Raw genomic sequence first — 16,002 nt, forward strand, 5'->3', positions numbered from 1 at the left:
CATTCAAAGACAGAAATTAAGCAACTTGAGCTATATGCGGATGCACTGTACCTGCATATATCTTTAATTTTTTAATAATCTTACGGTTTAGCTTATTTTTAGGTAACATTCCTCGAACGGCCTTTTCAATAAGATCCGTTGGACGCTTGGCATGCAATTCACGTGCAGTTTGAACCTTGTATCCACCAATCCAACCAGTATGACGATCGTAAATTTTACCATCCCATTTATCACCAGTCAGCTTAATCTTCTCTGCGTTAATCACCACAACGTAGTCGCCTGCGTCATCATGAGGTGTAAACTCAGGTCTATTTTTCCCTCTGAGAATGTCAGCTATTTTTGTTGCTAAACGACCTAAAATTTCATCTTTGGCATCAATTACATGCCATTGAGGGTTGCGATCTTCTTTTTTTAAGAAAAATGCCCTGTTCATATCCATTGTGAACAATCCTTGCTTAGACAAATACGTTATATATGCTCTTTTAAACCCCACACTGCGAACGAAACGGAATTCATTTCAATTTAAATGAAAAATACCCATAGGTCAAACTAACCTTATCGACTCACCCTATATTTACTCTCTTTTTAATACTCTATGCTGCCACGCTTAGGACAACCGCACTCATTAAAGGAGTATACCTAAGTTTCTTGACAAGCAAAAGCCGCTTACCAGATTCTTATGAATAATTCATTCATAAAAAAAGAGGCCCCAATGAAACAAACCCTCACAACCATGATTCTTACAAAAAATCGACTATGTAAGAGTCTCTCTTTCCTACTGTATATTACCTTAACATCTCATGCATATTCAGCAGCTGAATACAAAAAATATACGGTCATTTTTTATGTTGCTGCAGACAACAATCTCTATCGGTATGCTGAACAAAAAGTACAATCCCTTGCCGCTCTTGGATCAAATCAGGCTGTTAACTTTGTCATGCATCTTGACCTCCATATTGAAAACAATAAGAGGCAAACATTTCGTTACTACTTTGATACCAATCAACAAGTAAGACATATCAATCAATTTGACAAGTCGACGCAAGCAATGGACAGCGGAGCACCAGAAACATTAATATCATGCTGCCAATGGGCGGTTGAATCCTATCCTGCTGAAAACTATATTCTCATCATATGGAATCATGGCAGCGGTCCCGTTGACCCTATAATAGGAAGAATCACCACCACAACACCCAAGCCAAAAACAAAGAAACCACACACAAGAGGAATTTGCTGGAGCGATTCTACAAAAAACTACCTCAACAACCAAAAGTTAGAATTCGCTCTTTCAGAAATAAAAGACAAAATTTTATACGGAGAAAAATTTAAATTAATAGGATTCGATGCTTGCCTTATGGGCGCACTAGAAATCGCAAACATTACGAAAGAATATGCGGATGTCATGGTAGCCTCACAAGAAGTAGAATGGGTTCCAGGATGGCACTGGACTTTGTCCTTCCAACCATTGCACAATCAAAATATGAATGGAGAAGACCTCGCAAAACATATTGTGTCCGTTTATGAAAAACTCAATAATTATGCACGCCGTCGCTATACTTTATCAGCTCTAAACTTAAATACTATTGAAGCTATAGAAAACAACCTACATGAAGCCGCAGGCCTACTTATTATTGCACTCGCCTATCAAAAAAATAATAGTGTTAATAGCGCGATAACAACAAGTCGTCATAAAAAAAACTGTACATATTTTGACGAACCAGCCTACCTGGACTTACACCATTTATATCAAAACCTGCTGCAGCGAATCGAACAGTTTTCTCTTGCAACCCCTGATGAGGCTGCTATCAAAGAGGAACTCAAAAATGTATTACAATCCGGTTGCCAACTGATTGAAGATAGCGTTATTGCCAACGCCACAGGAACAATGTTTGAAAAAGCTAAAGGAATATCAATCTACTTCCCCGAATCAGGAATGCACCCTTCATATCCAAAAACAAAATTTGGAAACAGCAATTCCTGGCTTAAATTTCTAAAAATTTATGATATCATGGACCACTAACCATTATTTATAATTTTATGTAAGTTAGATACTATTTAAATACTTATTATCTTAAGGATGATCATGGTAATTTCATGGCTTTCATTATTACCCGCTCTCATTATGCTTCTCTGTATGCTTATCACCAACCATCTTAATTTTTCACTCTTCATTGGTAGTGTCTCTGCAGCACTTATAGTCAGTGAGGGAGGGATCAATGCAGCTGCTATAAAATTATATGAACGTTTTTTTGAGCAAATCACTGACATTAATAAACTTTATTTATATGCATTTCTTATTTGCATCAGCATACTCATCGCACTCCTCAATCAAAGTGGTAGCGCAATCGCTTTTGCCCGTAACATTATTCATCGCCTAAAAAGCAAAAAAAATGTCGAACTATCATCGATGGCGCTTTCATCCCTGTTATTTATTGACGATTATTTAAGCAATCTCACCGTGGGATATGTTATGCGTCCCATGACCGACCGCTTTGCAATCCCCCGTGCAAAATTAGCATTTTTGGTGCATTCACTTGCAAGTCCCATTGTGATTCTTGCCCCTATTTCCAGCTGGACCGCTATGATTACCCTACAACTAGATCAAGCGGGCATTTCTTCCAAGCTTGATTCTGCAAAAATTATCGGCGAACCGTTTCTTGTATATCTACAAGCTATCCCTTTTGTCTTTTATTCGTTTATGATTATTGGCTCCGCTCTATTTATTGTTTCTCGCCACATCTCATATGGCCCGATGCAAACGCATGAGCAGATCGCCCATACAACAGGCAATCTTTTGGGCGGAAAACAGGCTCCTCACGAACCCATTATGTCGAGCAACGCGCATGGATCTGCTATCGATCTCATACTACCAATTTTCACCCTCATCATGTCTGTGATTGTAGGCATTCTCTATTTTGGTGGCTATCATTTTTTTGGCGGAGAACAAACGTTCTTAGGCGCAATAAAAAACAATAACCAAACTGAATTTATACTATTTTTATCTGGCATCATAACTATTATTAGTGCTTTTGCATTAACACTCCTTCATCGAACGATACAGTTTAAACAATCATTTTCGGTCATATATGCAGGAATTCAAGCAATGATTCCTTCAATCATTATGATTATACTTGCATCTACTTTGGGGGTGTTTCTCAAGGATGACCTGAAAACTGGTACTTATTTAGCGCAAACCGTACTTTCCGCTGTGCCATTTTCACTCCTTCCTTGCATGTTCTTCTTTGCAGCAACAATCATCGCACTCATAACGGGCTCAGCTTGGGGCACAATTGCCATTCTCATCCCCATTGAAACACAAATGCTGTTATCATTTACTACCGCAACACTCCCTTGTACCATTGCTGAGATGCCTCTGCTCCTGCCAATTCTGGGAGCAATTTTTTCTGGTGCAATATGTGGGAACCAAATATCACCAATTTCTGATACTACAATCATGGCTGCAACCAGTTCCGGGTCATATCCGTTAGATCACGCACGTACACAATTCCCGTACGCACTCCCTGCAATTATTAGCACTGCAGTAGCATTTATAGTAGCAGGAGCTTTAATATCATGGGGTAATACAATTGCCATATTTGCCGCCATAAGCACTAATTTAATCGGTTGCGTTATCATGCTTACCTTCCTTAATAAGGCAAACACTCCTACCTCTAAATAACCCGAGCTCAAAAGGGGCTTTTGATGCCCCTTTTGACTTACTTTCCATCTAAAAGTATCCTTAAATATGAAGTAATACTTTATTATTTAAGGAGATATTATGAAACTAGCCTTAACCATTGATAAATCAAGCCTGCTTGCAAGTATTGCAGTAGCTGTAGCGATCTGCGCCAGCTTTTTACTCAAAATAGGAATTGAACGGTTGATTGGTGGCAATAGTGCCACAGTTACCAATAAGCACCCACGAAAAACTGGTGTTATGCTAACTATCACTTCATTACTACTCTTAGCAGGAAGCATCTTAACTATCCTTGAAAGCGACAACATTGTACAATTCCTTTTAAAGGAAATCAAACAATATAAAAAGAGCATAGGGAATATTAAAACAGCCTCTCAATACGAAACAAACAGTTAATAAAAAAAGGCGCTTTGTAAGCGCCTTTTTCATTTCATACCAAATTATCTATTTATCCATCATACTCAGACGAGTCATCTATATCTTCTTCATCGTCTGATTCTGCAAATGTATCCTGCACCAATGCTTCAATGTCTTCTATCTGTTTAGGTATAAATTCGCTCAAACAAACAACGCCATCTTTTACAATCCAATAATTATCTTCTATACGTATACCAATCTTCTCTTCCGGAATATAAATGCCTGGTTCAATGGTGATGACATCACCTTCTCGTAATGGCTCCATATAATCACCAACATCATGCACATCTAGACCTAAAAAATGTCCAATACCATGCGGAAAATACCGATCATATCCACCATGATCTTTCAAATATTTTTTCGCTAAATGATTTAATGACTCATCTGGTTTATCTTTATTTGAAAGCCACATACCAGGTCGCGCACATGATGCAATATATTCCTGCGTTTCTAACACCAACATATAAATCTCTTTTTGTCGCTTAGTAAACGCTCCTGAAACCGGATATGTTCTGGTTATATCTGCAGCATAGTAATGCAACTCTGCACCAATATCAACCACCACGAGATCCCCATTTTTAAGTACTCCATTATTGTCATGATAATGCAATACTGTGCTATTTTTACCGCCACCAACAATACTTGCAAATGCAGGCCGAGCCCCAGATCCAGTAAACATATACTCAAGACTCGCTTGCACTTCGGCCTCTGTAACACCATCTCCTAAAGTCTGCGCTGCCGCCTCTTGAGCAAGTGCTGTTACCTCTACTGCTTTATATATCAATTCAATTTCAGACTGATCCTTACGTCTGCGCAGATCAGCCACAATTGGCGAAATATCCTTTAGTCGTTCTGAAACGGATGGTATAAAATGTTTCAAACGATCCAAAAGCAATCGTTGATCTACATACCCAGTTGGCGCATCAGGCATTAACGTAAAAATAGAACCGCCCACTGCAATTGTTTTTTCTAAAAGCCCTATAATATTTCTATACTCATTTTGTGCAAAAAAGGGATGAAATTGATAGCCATAACATTGATCCCCTAAGGTGTCAATCGTTGCAACTCCAAATCGCACTGCATTTTTCTGAATCATCTGATATTCGTACGCCATCCACTTCTCACGCTCTTGCATACAATTAGGAACATATAAATCGGCTTTACCATCGCTGTTAATAACCAAAACTGATCCTGGCTCTACAAGCCCCGTATAATAATAGAATGAGCTTTCTTGTCTAAATGCTGTAGCTCCTCGTTCAAAACCTGCAAACAAAATAATAAGATCTTGAGATTGCATCGCCTGTTGCTGTTTAACTGCATTAACTAAATCGACTCTGCGCAAATTATGCACCGAGAAATCGTACTGATCTTTATTTTTTTTCTGTTGTTTTTGCATCATAAAATCCTTTAACGGTATGTATTTCTTTTATCAATACCTGAAAGACTATTCATACACTGTCTATTGTTTTCAATTAAAATGGCCGCCGCTCCGACAATGCCTTATACACCGTCAAACGATCAATATACTCCAATGAAGAACCAACAGGAATACCTCGAGCAAGACACGTGATCAATACAGAAGAAGCCTGCAACTTGCTCGCTATATATGCTGCCGTCGCTTCTCCTTCTGGAGTCTGATTCAAAGCAAAAATTATTTCCTTAACATCTGAATCAACACGACCTAATAACTGGTTAATTGTTAAATTATCAGGGCCTATCCCTTCAAGCGGGCAAATAACACCCCCCAAAATATGATAAACCCCATTATATCCGCCCGTCTTTTCGATCGCCATCAACTCTTGCCATGTCTCAACGACACAAACAATTGATTGATCCCGATTAGTTGAAGAACAAAAAAAGCAGTTTTTATCCTTATCTTGCCAAAAAAAACAAATAGAACAATGGACCACATTTTTCTGCGCTTGCAATAAAACACGACAAAACTGCTCCATCTTTTCCTGATCCATATCCAAAAAATATGTAGTAACGCGATACATATTTTTAGACGCAAGATACGGTACCTGCTGTAATGATTTAATCAAAGATTTTAACGGATCAGGCAATTCATTAAACATAGTTACGCCAGCTTAAATCGATTTTGTACGAATGACTGCATTACACCCAATATGGTACTCACTACAATATACAAGCATAACCCCGCTGAAAGATTACTACCAAATGCTCCCAATACTAACGCTCCAACGACCAACGTCATACGCTGGTTGTCTGGCACCGTAGTTGCTTGTATTAACATAGAAATCATAATCAGTCCCGGCAATATATAATACTGGTCAGGAGCCGCTAAATCCTTCCAAACAAAAAATGGTGCTTGATACAGCTCTATAGCGCTTGATAACAAACGGCTCAGCGCAATGAATATAGGAATTTGAATTAATAGTGGCAAGCAACCAGAGAGCCCCAAACCTTCCTTACGCATCAACTCCATGCGTTCTTCTGCCAAACGTTCAGGATTATCTTTATATTTTTGCTGCAAATGCCTTAATTTACGCTGCATTTCACTATTTTTTTTACTACTGCGTGCACCTTGCAATGAAAATGGTAACAATATTAATTTTATTAAAACGGTAATAGCTATAATTGCCCATCCATAACTACCAAAATAAGCAAACAGCATATTCAGTAAAACCAGCAACCACTTAGCAATAGGGAATAACAAAATTCCGAACCAACCTGAGAACCCTAATGTTTGTTCTAATCGTGGATCAACGCTTGCCATTATTTCGCGCTCTTTCGGTCCAAAATAGAACAGTAACGTCCAGGATTGTTCTCCTGTTTTTTCTGGGCCTTCGAGTATCGAAAACAAATCGTTTCTTCCAGACAATTTATAATATCCGCGTTGGACAAATTTATTGTGATCCGCAATCATTGCATGCACAAAGTAACGATTTTCAGCGCCAAAGAATGTCGGCGCAAACCATCCCTTCTCTGCAACTGCATCTCTACTATGCATGGTAATAAAATCTTTTTTATCATTCACTAAGCCAGAAATCTGATCTGTAGCTGCAATGTCTTTCATAATAGGAGCTGGATACAACAACCGTATTTGCACAGGTTGATCCATTACTGTTGGTATCACCTGTATTTTCACTGCTAGCTGACATGTGGCCTTAGACACAGTAAATGTTTTTAGAATGCGCCCCGCATAAAACTCTGCTTGATACTGCAACACTATCGATTCATCCGTATCCTCACGAGCGACTAACTGATATTGATAGGGAGTCTTTTCAGTAAGACCAACCAAAAAGCATCGCTCCTCTCGATCTGTATCCGCTACCGGAGTAATAGTTTCAATATCATCACGAACCCCTCTGCCATTTCGTTTAAATGTTAACTTCTGCAGCGATGCCCCATACGATGAAAAGACAAAATGAGCATGAGCTGTTTCAACCTCAGTCAAAATGGGCTCAGAGGTTACTGCCGTATCGACAAAATCAACTTCTGTATTCAATGGCTTTACAACCTGCTGCGCTTTGGGTGCTGTAAAACTATCCCCTGAATTTACTATCTCCTGAACTCCGTCAGCGGTTTTCGGGAAAAAAAGATATTCTATCCCTTTTGAGGTAATCAATGCCAAGCCAACAATAAGTAATAACTCTCTAATATTCATACAACCATATCCCGTAAAAACAATGTCCAAATAACCAACCGTGCAACAACTTAAAACTGCTTATCAGCATACTCAAAAAAGAGATTTTTAACCAGAACGAAATAATACTATTTACAGAGGATCTATCTTACGCTATATAACTACACTGTTACCAAAATAACTATTGTATTAAATCGACCAAACTAAATAAAAAAGGAGCTTTGGCATGAAGATGCAAAAACGACAATTTCGTATTGGAGAACTAGCAAAAAAACTTGAAGTAGAGAAATTTGTTATTCGGTTTTGGGAAAAAGAGTTTAATCTAGCCCCCTCACGATCTATAGGAGGACAACGGTTCTACAGTGAAGATGATTTTACCACTTTTTCAAAAATAAAATCTTTACTCTACAGCCAAAAATTTACTATATCAGGCGCTAAAAAACAGCTCGCTATACCTGCTGCTACCGTTATGACACCACGTACCACAATGCCACAAAAACCTACTCAAACAGAACAGCAACTTTTAGAACAACTTGCTTATTTAAAAAAACAACTTGATACGCTCAAAAATCTTCTCTAAATTTTTTATATAATTTTCATAAAAAATCGATATCAAAGATGCCACTTATGCGCTACCCTATACAGACTATTATTAGACAATTAGGATAACTATGTATAAAAATAAAATTCATCTCCACTTTGTTGGTATCGGCGGCATTGGCATGAGTGGCATTGCTACAATCTTACGCCATCAGGGATACATCATTTCGGGCTGTGATCTTAATCTTGATCAGCAAAGCGTCAAAAATCTCATCAATTTAGGGTGCACAGTCTTTCAAGGCAATAATACAGAGTCCTGTCACGATACCTCTATTGGGGTCATGGTATACTCATCTGCAATTCAATCTAGCAATCCTGAAATTATTGCTGCACAACAACGCGGCATTCCTACAATACCTCGCGCGCTCATGCTTGCAGAATTAATGCGCACAAAATACAGCATCGCAATTGGCGGATCTCATGGAAAAACAACAACTACGTCTCTGATTTCTCACATCCTTATTGCCGCGGAAATGGATCCTACCGTCATCATCGGAGGTCATCTTAAAAGTATTTCATCGAACGCTCGATTTGGCGAAGGAGATTTTCTTGTCGCTGAAGCTGATGAAAGCGACCGCTCTATTACACATCTTCATGCAACTATCGCGGTAGTAACTAACATTAATTCAGAGCATTTAGGAACATACAAAGATCTAGACGATATAAAACAAACATTTCTTCAGTTTTTAAATAATATTCCCTTTTACGGTAGAGCGATTGTATGCATAGATGATGCACAAATACGCTCACTTCTGCCCATTCCCCACCTAAAAACAGTCACCTATGGATCTGGACCAGACGCGGATTTTTATGCACAAAATATTACACTCAATCCATCAACGTCCACCTTTACTGTTTTTAAAAAAAATAGCGCAATCCCTCTGGGAACCATTGAATATGCAATACCCGGTAAGCATAACATCCTCAATGCTCTTGCTGCAATCGCTGTAGCAACTGATCTCGGCATATCATTTGACAGTATCGCGGCAGCATTACAGTCATTCAAAGGAGTAGAACGAAGGTTCTCATATCGCGGAGTGTATAAAGGAGCAGAGCTATTTGATGATTACGCAAATCATCCAGAAGAGATCTATAACACACTACTTGTTGCACAAAAACGCACGAAAAAAAATCTTACGATTGTATTTCAACCACATCGCTATACCCGTCTCAGTACATTATGGTATGAGTTTATCGATCTTTTTATGAAAAACCCAATCCATCATCTCGTGATTACTGACGTATACTCTGCCTTTGAATCTCCTATTGCCAACGCAACAGGAAAAAATCTTGCAGACGCAATTATACAATGCAATCCTTCGTTTCCCGTTTCTTATATTCCCTACGAACCAACACATGTACAATTACATAAAAAGCTGGATGAAGTCATCAACAAAGACGACCTTGTACTGTTTGTTGGTGCAGGATCGATCAATAAGCTCGCCCATGCCCTAGCAGCATTAGATCACACTCCCATAACCACTAAAATTCAGCAATTATAAAAACCATATCTAATAGCACTTTCAATGCTCATTTTTACAAAACATTGAATTGCGTTATTTTCATTCTGTAAATTTACTCTATAGGGGAATTACAAAATATTTATAAAAGGGGAAGAGTAATGATAAAAAAAATAAAATCATTATCAATGATACTTGTAACGGGTATGCTACTGACACAATCTGTTGTTATAGCTGATAGCCTTGGCCATGCACTTGGCGCAAATGGATACCTCAATAATATGCCGCTATATTATAAAAAACATGTTCGAAATAAGCGAAGACATTGTAACTATTGCAAACAACGCCCAATGCAATGTAAACCAGCAAAAGCAATCAAGCCGGTAAAAAAAACGCACACATTAGCTAAATTACATCATAACCATATGAAACTTGCGCAAGCTATTAATCAACTGCCCGCAAACAGTAAAACTGCATATAAAAAATAAGAACCTATCTTAGAAAAGGAAATGAGAAATTAACTCCTTTCCTTTTCTATATACAGAATAACCTCAACCATTTTTTTACGTTTTACCAAATATCCTGCTTGGCAACACCGCACTGAAAGCGCACATAAGCGTTCAGGCTTTCTGAAAATAAATAGTACCTCGTCAACGCTATCAAACATAACAATTTGTTGCCATCCTAATCGTTCCATTTCATGGCTATAAAATAATGCAGTAGCCGCAAAATCCAACTCCGACTTATACCATAGCTGAATAGTAGTTGTATCGTGCAAACATTTATCTGCAATCGGATTTATATTAAAATGAAATGGGATATCAGCATATTTCGCTTGCAGCTCATCCACATTCACGATCAGTTTATGTTTATAGGGCAACTCAGATCCACCATCTGAAAAGCCCTCTAATTGAGGAGGCTGACAATCACACATCATGCGAATTTCTTCTACCGCCGACTGAGAAAAAAGAAACGGTACCGAATCTTTTCGATCTGGTACCGTCTTTTTTTTGTACGAGCATGCCGACAATGTAGTCAAGAAAATCAACAATGCGCTGAATAATATGTGGCGCATCATAGAATCCTTTTAAAACTATACTGTGTCTGCGTTATTCATTGATACATTTTTTGCAGATTTTTTTTGCTCACGTTGCTCGCGAGTAATTAATTTTTCTTTAACACGCGCCGCTTTACCAACACGATTACGCATATAATACAACTTTGCGCGACGTACTTTTCCCTTACGAACAAACTGAACTGACTCGATTAATGGAGAATAATACGGAAAGACTCGCTCAATAGCAACCGCATTTGAACCAATTTTTCTTATGGTAAACGTACTTGATGCACCTTTTTTGCGCATTGCAATAACGTCCCCTTCGAACTGCTGTATACGCTCTTTATCACCTTCTTTGATACGCACAGAAACAATAATCATATCCCCAATTTCAAATTCAGGAAATGAACGATCATACATTCCTAACTCACGAATCGTTTCTCGCGTATACTGCTTAGCTTTCATATGTAAATCCTTAAGCTCTATTTTAAATTACTATATTAGGCAAATATACCGCAAAATCCAGCATATGCCAATTCTTTCTATCGATTCTTTTGATTATTTCCAAGCCATCTATCAAGAACGATAGCAACCGCTGATCGTACTGATAAATGATTAAAGTCTGAAAACCCTGCCACAGGAGGCAATAAATAGTCACACCGATCAATAAGTTCCTTGGTTAACCCTTGTCCCGTCCCAAATATAAATAACAACGGCCTTCTGGTCTCCCATGCCACAGCTTGATCATAATACGTTATCTGCCCCATATGCTCTGTTTGACGTGCTGAAGTTGCAACCAATAATGGATACAGGCCTTCACGCTTAACAATAGCCGCTATAGCGTCTTCAATTGTGTCTAAAACAGAAACCTGATTAATCGCTGTATGCCGAACTCGATTATATTCAATACCGGCACCCTTCTGCCAAAAATCAAGTAATGTCGTCACAATACGATGCTGATCTGCTAATGGTGTCACTATAAAAAACTGTTTGATGCCATATGTTGCGCTAGAACGAGCAATGTCATGTATATCAATAGAGGTGACCGATGTAGTGCCTTTTTCACGCTCAGGCCCCACCAAAACATCTCCATGCGCTAACACAACGTAATGATGCGGCATTATAGCCTGAACCTGTTTTTTCTCTTTTTCAGTAATTATAGATTCCCTCAACCAATCAAAATGCTGAAACAATGTACGTTCAACTGATTGCTCGCATCGCCACTCTTCAAGTAACGCATGGTTACCCGATCGCACTACCTCAGGCACCTGCTTGTCTCGCCAAACAACCGGAGCTGTGTATTCAGGGTAATCTACAAGTGCCCCTTGAAACGAATCTCGTGCAACTGATTGCGGCTTACTAATAACACCAGGAATCAACCGTAAAGCCCCCTCAAGCATTACCATAACTGGCAAATCTCCGCCCATTAATACATAATCGCCTATTGAAACGATCTCATCAGCATATTCTTGTTCAACTCGTGCATCCATGCCTTCATAACGACCAGCCACGCAAAGCACGTGCTCTGTTTGTTGCATACGCTCTACAAGGCGCTGTAATTCACGTTGTGTTAATTTTTTACCATGAGGAGAAAAGAAAATTTTCAATGCTTTGCCATGAAGGCGCTCTCGGTCCTCAATTGCTTTTTCAACAATATCTGGTCGCAACAGCATACCATCACCATGACCAAACGTTGGCGCATCAATGCGCTCTTTTGGCTCAGCATATGAAAAAAAACTTTCAACCGAAATCGATACAAGCCCACGCTCTTGCGCACGGTGCATTAAGCTAGTAGTCAAAAACGATGTGTACAATTCTGGAAATACAGAAAGAATAGAAATATTCATTTATTCAGCAATCTCAATCGTAACGTCACTATCTTTAGGAACTACAACAGATGCCAGCGCACGTATCGCACGTATCGTTTCCCCATTTCTTCCGATCACTCTGCCACGATCTTGATCAAGCACAGAAATAGTCACACAATAACCAGCATCTCGTTGCTCACACGCCACACGAACAGCATCAGGCCCATCAACAAGGCTTTTTACTATATACTCAACAAGTTCTTTTACCATACACTTGTTCCTGAAAGAATTTATTAGGCCTGTTCAACTTGCGCTGCTACATCCTGTGTTACAGTTTCTTTTACCTTTACCCCTTTTGAGGCCTTTTGTTCCATTTTTACTGGAATTTCTACCGCCTCAGGCTCCATACGTGCGCCACCGCCAGCAACCCCTGATTTTTTATACAGAAGTTGAATACGATGCACTGCATCACTTGGTATAGCACCTTGCGAAAGCCAATAATCCATACGCTCATTTTCAAAACGTATCAATATACTTTTAAGTCCATCATAGGTACCCAAATCTTCTAAAAAAGCGCCATCTCTTTTCTTGCGTCCATCTACTGCTACGATTCGATAGAATGGAGCATGTTTTTTACCAATACGAGATAGCCGTAATCTTACTGCCATTAATGCCTCTTATAAAAAATAATAGATTGTATACGTTATGCACTATGAAATTTTAAAACATCCCTGGCCCACGACGGCCAAACTTCTTAAACAGTTTAACATATTGCTGACTTTCTTCAAATCTCTGTAACAATACATTAATATCCGCTAATGTCACTCCCGCTCCACGAGCAATCCGCTGCTTGCGAGACCCATCTAATAAACGAGGTACGATCCGCTCTTTAGGGGTCATTGAGTTAATAATAGCTTTAAATTTTATCAACTCAGCTTCACCCTTTTCCAACTTCTCTTGAGGAATATTCATACTGTTCATACCGGGAATATATTTAGCAATCTGAGAAAGGGACCCTATTTTGCTCATCATATCCAACTGATTTGCAAAATCCTGAAGATTCAATTTTCCCTTCATAAAAGAGGCCTGAATTACTTCCTGCTCTGACTCGTTAATTCTGTCAGTCGCTCGCTCAATAAGCGTGAGCACATCCCCCATGCCCAATATTCTACCTGCCATACGATCAGGATAAAACTGCTCTAAATCGTCAATCTTTTCTCCAATCCCCACAAATAGAATTGGCTTTTTTTGTGCATATCGAAACACAAAAGCGGCACCACCACGAGTATCACTATCCATTTTACTTAAAATTGCATATTGATACCCAACCGCCTGCTCAAACGCTTGTGCTACATTAAGCGACTCCTGACCAGTCATTGCATCAAGAACCAATAGTTTGTATCGTGGTTTTAGCTGCAAATCAACCGTGCGTAACTCGCCAAGCATACCCTGATCTACATGCAACCGACCTGCTGTATCTAGAAATAGTAGTTCAAACCCCTGCTGCCTTGCATACTGCTGAATATCTAACGCCGCTGCAACTGGGTCCGTCTTTGATGATCTATAAAAAGAAACTCCCACTTGCTTTGCCAAGATTTCAAGCTGATCAATGGCTGCAGGACGATAAAAATCAATTGAAGCGCACAACACGTTACGCTTTTTATTTCGTTTTTTCGCCTGATTAAGAACATAATGCATCAACTTGGCTATTGTTGTTGTTTTACCCGAACCTTGCAACCCCATAACCATAATGGTAGCCGGTAGCTGGAAAGAAAAATCCTGTAATGTATCAGATCCCATAAACGCCTTCAGTCGCTCATGAACAATCTTAATCAGCTGATCCCCAGGCTTTAATGATTTTAATACTTTTTGACCAACAGCCTCTTTTTGAATATCAATAACAAAGGTTTCAACCAGCTCCTGAGGCACATCTGCAGCAAGCAACGCATCTTTTACTTTATCAAGCGCCTCCTGCATATTTTGCTCAGTAAGCGTACTTTTACCGGTAATTTGCGAAAAAATAGAAGAAAATTTTTGCGAAAGAAAATCAAACATACAATATTCCTATAACAACTTCATTGTTTACGTACAGATCAGTGTAGCAAAGTCACTACAAATCGCTACTGAAGTAAATAAAGAATCCCATCACGATTAACAGCGCTAAATTTCATGCTATACTAGGTCGAGACTATTGACTCTGTTAATAGAGAATTATAATTATTACATACCATCGATATATTGGGTTAATCATGGCTAAAAAAGCAGAATCCTTATTAATACATCTTCCACGAGTACTGATTATCGGTGTCCATGCCCCCTATAACAGGACTAAAAGTATTGAATCTTATTACGAAGAGTTTCGTAATTTAGTAAAAACAAACGGCACCATCTATAAAGATGAACTCTATATTAAATTGCGCAGCATCGACCCTGCCCGTTTTTTTACCAAAGGCAAACTCCAAGAAATGCGTGAATATTGCGAAAAAAACCAAATCAAAGAGCTTATTATCTCCGAACAACTATCTGGAATTCAAGAACGTAACCTTGAAGATGAATTAGATGTAACCGTTTTTGATCGCACACGACTAATTCTAGAAATATTCGAAAAATCTGCCCATACCGCCGAAGGAAAATTGCAAGTTAAAATTGCAATGCTTAACTACCAAAAAACACGGCTAACGGGAAAAGGAATCAATTTATCACAACAAGCGGGCATAATTGGTATTAGCGGGGGCCCCGGTGAAACATTAAAAGAAAAAGAGACCCGAGTTATTAACGACATTATTATAAAATACAAACGACAACTTGAACGTTTACAACAAGCGCGGCACACACAACGCAAACAACGCCTTATAAATAAAGTTCCTCATATCTGTATCATCGGATACACAAACGCAGGTAAATCTACGTTGTTGAATACATTAACTCGTAGCGATGTCCTGGCTGAAAATAAACTTTTTGCTACCTTGGATACCACTACCCGCGAACTGTATATCGATAAAAAGAAAAAGGGTGTCATCTCAGACACCGTTGGTTTTATCCAGCAACTACCTCACCATCTGATTAACGCTTTTAAATCAACGCTTTCTGAACTTGAATACGCAGATATTTTACTACAAGTAATTGATGCTTCTGATCCTAACTGGGAATCACATATTGCGGTCGTTCAAACAATTCTTAATGATTTAAAAGTAGAGAAGCAAATGGTGTATGTTTTTAATAAAATTGACGCTGGAACCGACCTTGATGAGGCTGCATGGCACAAATATCAACCCCATGTAGCAATATCTGCAAAGACAAAGGAAGGTGTGGCCCCTCTCATCGCATTTTTATCTGAATGGCAGCCTTCATAGACG

Annotated in this window: 17 protein-coding genes; 7 read left to right on the plus strand and 10 right to left on the minus strand. The window is 38.9% G+C overall.

What is annotated here, in order from left to right; genetic code table 11:
• Positions 1-16 precede the first annotated feature (16 nt).
• Positions 17-439 carry a 50S ribosomal protein L13 gene (gene rplM / locus VGT41_05295; protein ID HEV2601688.1) on the minus strand — a complete coding sequence of 141 codons (423 nt, stop codon included), beginning with the start codon at positions 437-439 and terminating at the stop codon, positions 17-19.
• A 273-nt stretch (positions 440-712) separates the two neighbouring features.
• Here rplM and VGT41_05300 point away from each other — a divergent pair, with 273 nt between their 5' ends.
• From VGT41_05300 to VGT41_05310, 3 genes are all read left to right on the plus strand, one after another.
• Positions 713-2,020 carry a clostripain-related cysteine peptidase gene (locus VGT41_05300; protein ID HEV2601689.1) on the plus strand — a complete coding sequence of 436 codons (1,308 nt, stop codon included), beginning with the start codon at positions 713-715 and terminating at the stop codon, positions 2,018-2,020.
• A 63-nt stretch (positions 2,021-2,083) separates the two neighbouring features.
• Positions 2,084-3,679, plus strand: a complete 1,596-nt coding sequence (locus VGT41_05305) for a Na+/H+ antiporter NhaC family protein (GenBank protein ID HEV2601690.1) — start codon at positions 2,084-2,086, stop codon at positions 3,677-3,679.
• Positions 3,680-3,778: 99 nt separating this feature from the next.
• Positions 3,779-4,093, plus strand: a complete 315-nt coding sequence (locus VGT41_05310) for a hypothetical protein (protein HEV2601691.1) — start codon at positions 3,779-3,781, stop codon at positions 4,091-4,093.
• Positions 4,094-4,145: 52 nt separating this feature from the next.
• On the opposite strand, the gene VGT41_05315 is transcribed toward VGT41_05310, so the two are convergent.
• The 3 genes from VGT41_05315 to VGT41_05325 all read right to left on the minus strand — a co-directional run bounded on the left by VGT41_05315 (position 4,146) and on the right by VGT41_05325 (position 7,742).
• Positions 4,146-5,513 (minus strand): aminopeptidase P N-terminal domain-containing protein, encoded by a 1,368-nt coding sequence (locus tag VGT41_05315; GenBank protein ID HEV2601692.1) that lies wholly within the window; start codon positions 5,511-5,513, stop codon positions 4,146-4,148.
• Positions 5,514-5,586: 73 nt separating this feature from the next.
• On the minus strand, positions 5,587-6,189 hold the full coding sequence (gene recR / locus VGT41_05320; GenBank protein HEV2601693.1) for a recombination mediator RecR: 603 nt from the start codon (positions 6,187-6,189) through the stop codon (positions 5,587-5,589).
• 2 nt (positions 6,190-6,191) lie between these two features.
• Positions 6,192-7,742, minus strand: coding sequence for a YidC/Oxa1 family insertase periplasmic-domain containing protein (locus tag VGT41_05325; protein ID HEV2601694.1), 1,551 nt, complete (start codon positions 7,740-7,742; stop codon positions 6,192-6,194).
• A gap of 205 nt (positions 7,743-7,947) precedes the next feature.
• On the opposite strand from VGT41_05325, the gene VGT41_05330 reads away from it, so the two are divergent.
• The 3 genes from VGT41_05330 (at position 7,948) to VGT41_05340 (ending at position 10,269) form a co-directional block, all read left to right on the plus strand.
• On the plus strand, positions 7,948-8,301 hold the full coding sequence (locus tag VGT41_05330) for a MerR family transcriptional regulator (protein ID HEV2601695.1): 354 nt from the start codon (positions 7,948-7,950) through the stop codon (positions 8,299-8,301).
• Between the two features lie 91 nt (positions 8,302-8,392).
• On the plus strand, positions 8,393-9,823 hold the full coding sequence (murC, locus tag VGT41_05335) for a UDP-N-acetylmuramate--L-alanine ligase (GenBank protein ID HEV2601696.1): 1,431 nt from the start codon (positions 8,393-8,395) through the stop codon (positions 9,821-9,823).
• 119 nt (positions 9,824-9,942) lie between these two features.
• Positions 9,943-10,269: a hypothetical protein gene (locus VGT41_05340; protein HEV2601697.1), complete on the plus strand. Its 327-nt coding sequence runs from the start codon at positions 9,943-9,945 to the stop codon at positions 10,267-10,269.
• A 29-nt stretch (positions 10,270-10,298) separates the two neighbouring features.
• On the opposite strand, the gene VGT41_05345 is transcribed toward VGT41_05340, so the two are convergent.
• From VGT41_05345 to ffh, 6 genes are all read right to left on the minus strand, one after another.
• Positions 10,299-10,859: a hypothetical protein gene (locus VGT41_05345; protein HEV2601698.1), complete on the minus strand. Its 561-nt coding sequence runs from the start codon at positions 10,857-10,859 to the stop codon at positions 10,299-10,301.
• A gap of 15 nt (positions 10,860-10,874) precedes the next feature.
• Entirely contained in the window at positions 10,875-11,303 is a 429-nt protein-coding gene (gene rplS, locus VGT41_05350; GenBank protein ID HEV2601699.1) for a 50S ribosomal protein L19, read from the minus strand.
• A 77-nt stretch (positions 11,304-11,380) separates the two neighbouring features.
• Positions 11,381-12,685, minus strand: coding sequence for a tRNA (guanosine(37)-N1)-methyltransferase TrmD (trmD, locus tag VGT41_05355; protein ID HEV2601700.1), 1,305 nt, complete (start codon positions 12,683-12,685; stop codon positions 11,381-11,383).
• Positions 12,686-12,916: a KH domain-containing protein gene (locus tag VGT41_05360; protein ID HEV2601701.1), complete on the minus strand. Its 231-nt coding sequence runs from the start codon at positions 12,914-12,916 to the stop codon at positions 12,686-12,688.
• 23 nt (positions 12,917-12,939) lie between these two features.
• The gene (gene rpsP, locus VGT41_05365; GenBank protein ID HEV2601702.1) at positions 12,940-13,314 is read right to left on the minus strand and encodes a 30S ribosomal protein S16; all 375 of its coding nucleotides are present in this window, start codon (positions 13,312-13,314) and stop codon (positions 12,940-12,942) included.
• Between the two features lie 52 nt (positions 13,315-13,366).
• Positions 13,367-14,701 (minus strand): signal recognition particle protein, encoded by a 1,335-nt coding sequence (gene ffh, locus VGT41_05370; protein HEV2601703.1) that lies wholly within the window; start codon positions 14,699-14,701, stop codon positions 13,367-13,369.
• A 194-nt stretch (positions 14,702-14,895) separates the two neighbouring features.
• Between ffh and hflX the strand changes: the two genes are divergently transcribed.
• On the plus strand, positions 14,896-15,999 hold the full coding sequence (gene hflX, locus VGT41_05375; GenBank protein ID HEV2601704.1) for a GTPase HflX: 1,104 nt from the start codon (positions 14,896-14,898) through the stop codon (positions 15,997-15,999).
• Positions 16,000-16,002: the final 3 nt, after the last annotated feature.

The organism is Candidatus Babeliales bacterium (genome assembly GCA_035944115.1).
In the GTDB taxonomy this organism is placed as follows: domain Bacteria; phylum Babelota; class Babeliae; order Babelales; family Vermiphilaceae; genus DASZBJ01.

Bases quoted from the DNA above. Each gene is read 5' to 3' on its own strand.
- hflX (HEV2601704.1), top strand. From the start codon at position 14,896: ATGGCTAAAAAAGCAGAATCCTTATTAATACATCTTCCACGAGTACTG.
- rpsP (HEV2601702.1), bottom strand. From the start codon at position 13,314: ATGGCAGTAAGATTACGGCTATCTCGTATTGGTAAAAAACATGCTCCA.
- rplM (HEV2601688.1), bottom strand. From the start codon at position 439: ATGGATATGAACAGGGCATTTTTCTTAAAAAAAGAAGATCGCAACCCT.
- VGT41_05330 (HEV2601695.1), top strand. From the start codon at position 7,948: ATGAAGATGCAAAAACGACAATTTCGTATTGGAGAACTAGCAAAAAAA.
- ffh (HEV2601703.1), bottom strand. From the start codon at position 14,701: ATGTTTGATTTTCTTTCGCAAAAATTTTCTTCTATTTTTTCGCAAATT.
- VGT41_05315 (HEV2601692.1), bottom strand. From the start codon at position 5,513: ATGATGCAAAAACAACAGAAAAAAAATAAAGATCAGTACGATTTCTCG.
- rplS (HEV2601699.1), bottom strand. From the start codon at position 11,303: ATGAAAGCTAAGCAGTATACGCGAGAAACGATTCGTGAGTTAGGAATG.
- VGT41_05360 (HEV2601701.1), bottom strand. From the start codon at position 12,916: ATGGTAAAAGAACTTGTTGAGTATATAGTAAAAAGCCTTGTTGATGGG.
- VGT41_05300 (HEV2601689.1), top strand. From the start codon at position 713: ATGAAACAAACCCTCACAACCATGATTCTTACAAAAAATCGACTATGT.
- recR (HEV2601693.1), bottom strand. From the start codon at position 6,189: ATGTTTAATGAATTGCCTGATCCGTTAAAATCTTTGATTAAATCATTA.
- murC (HEV2601696.1), top strand. From the start codon at position 8,393: ATGTATAAAAATAAAATTCATCTCCACTTTGTTGGTATCGGCGGCATT.
- VGT41_05305 (HEV2601690.1), top strand. From the start codon at position 2,084: ATGGTAATTTCATGGCTTTCATTATTACCCGCTCTCATTATGCTTCTC.
- VGT41_05310 (HEV2601691.1), top strand. From the start codon at position 3,779: ATGAAACTAGCCTTAACCATTGATAAATCAAGCCTGCTTGCAAGTATT.
- trmD (HEV2601700.1), bottom strand. From the start codon at position 12,685: ATGAATATTTCTATTCTTTCTGTATTTCCAGAATTGTACACATCGTTT.
- VGT41_05340 (HEV2601697.1), top strand. From the start codon at position 9,943: ATGATAAAAAAAATAAAATCATTATCAATGATACTTGTAACGGGTATG.
- VGT41_05325 (HEV2601694.1), bottom strand. From the start codon at position 7,742: ATGAATATTAGAGAGTTATTACTTATTGTTGGCTTGGCATTGATTACC.
- VGT41_05345 (HEV2601698.1), bottom strand. From the start codon at position 10,859: ATGATGCGCCACATATTATTCAGCGCATTGTTGATTTTCTTGACTACA.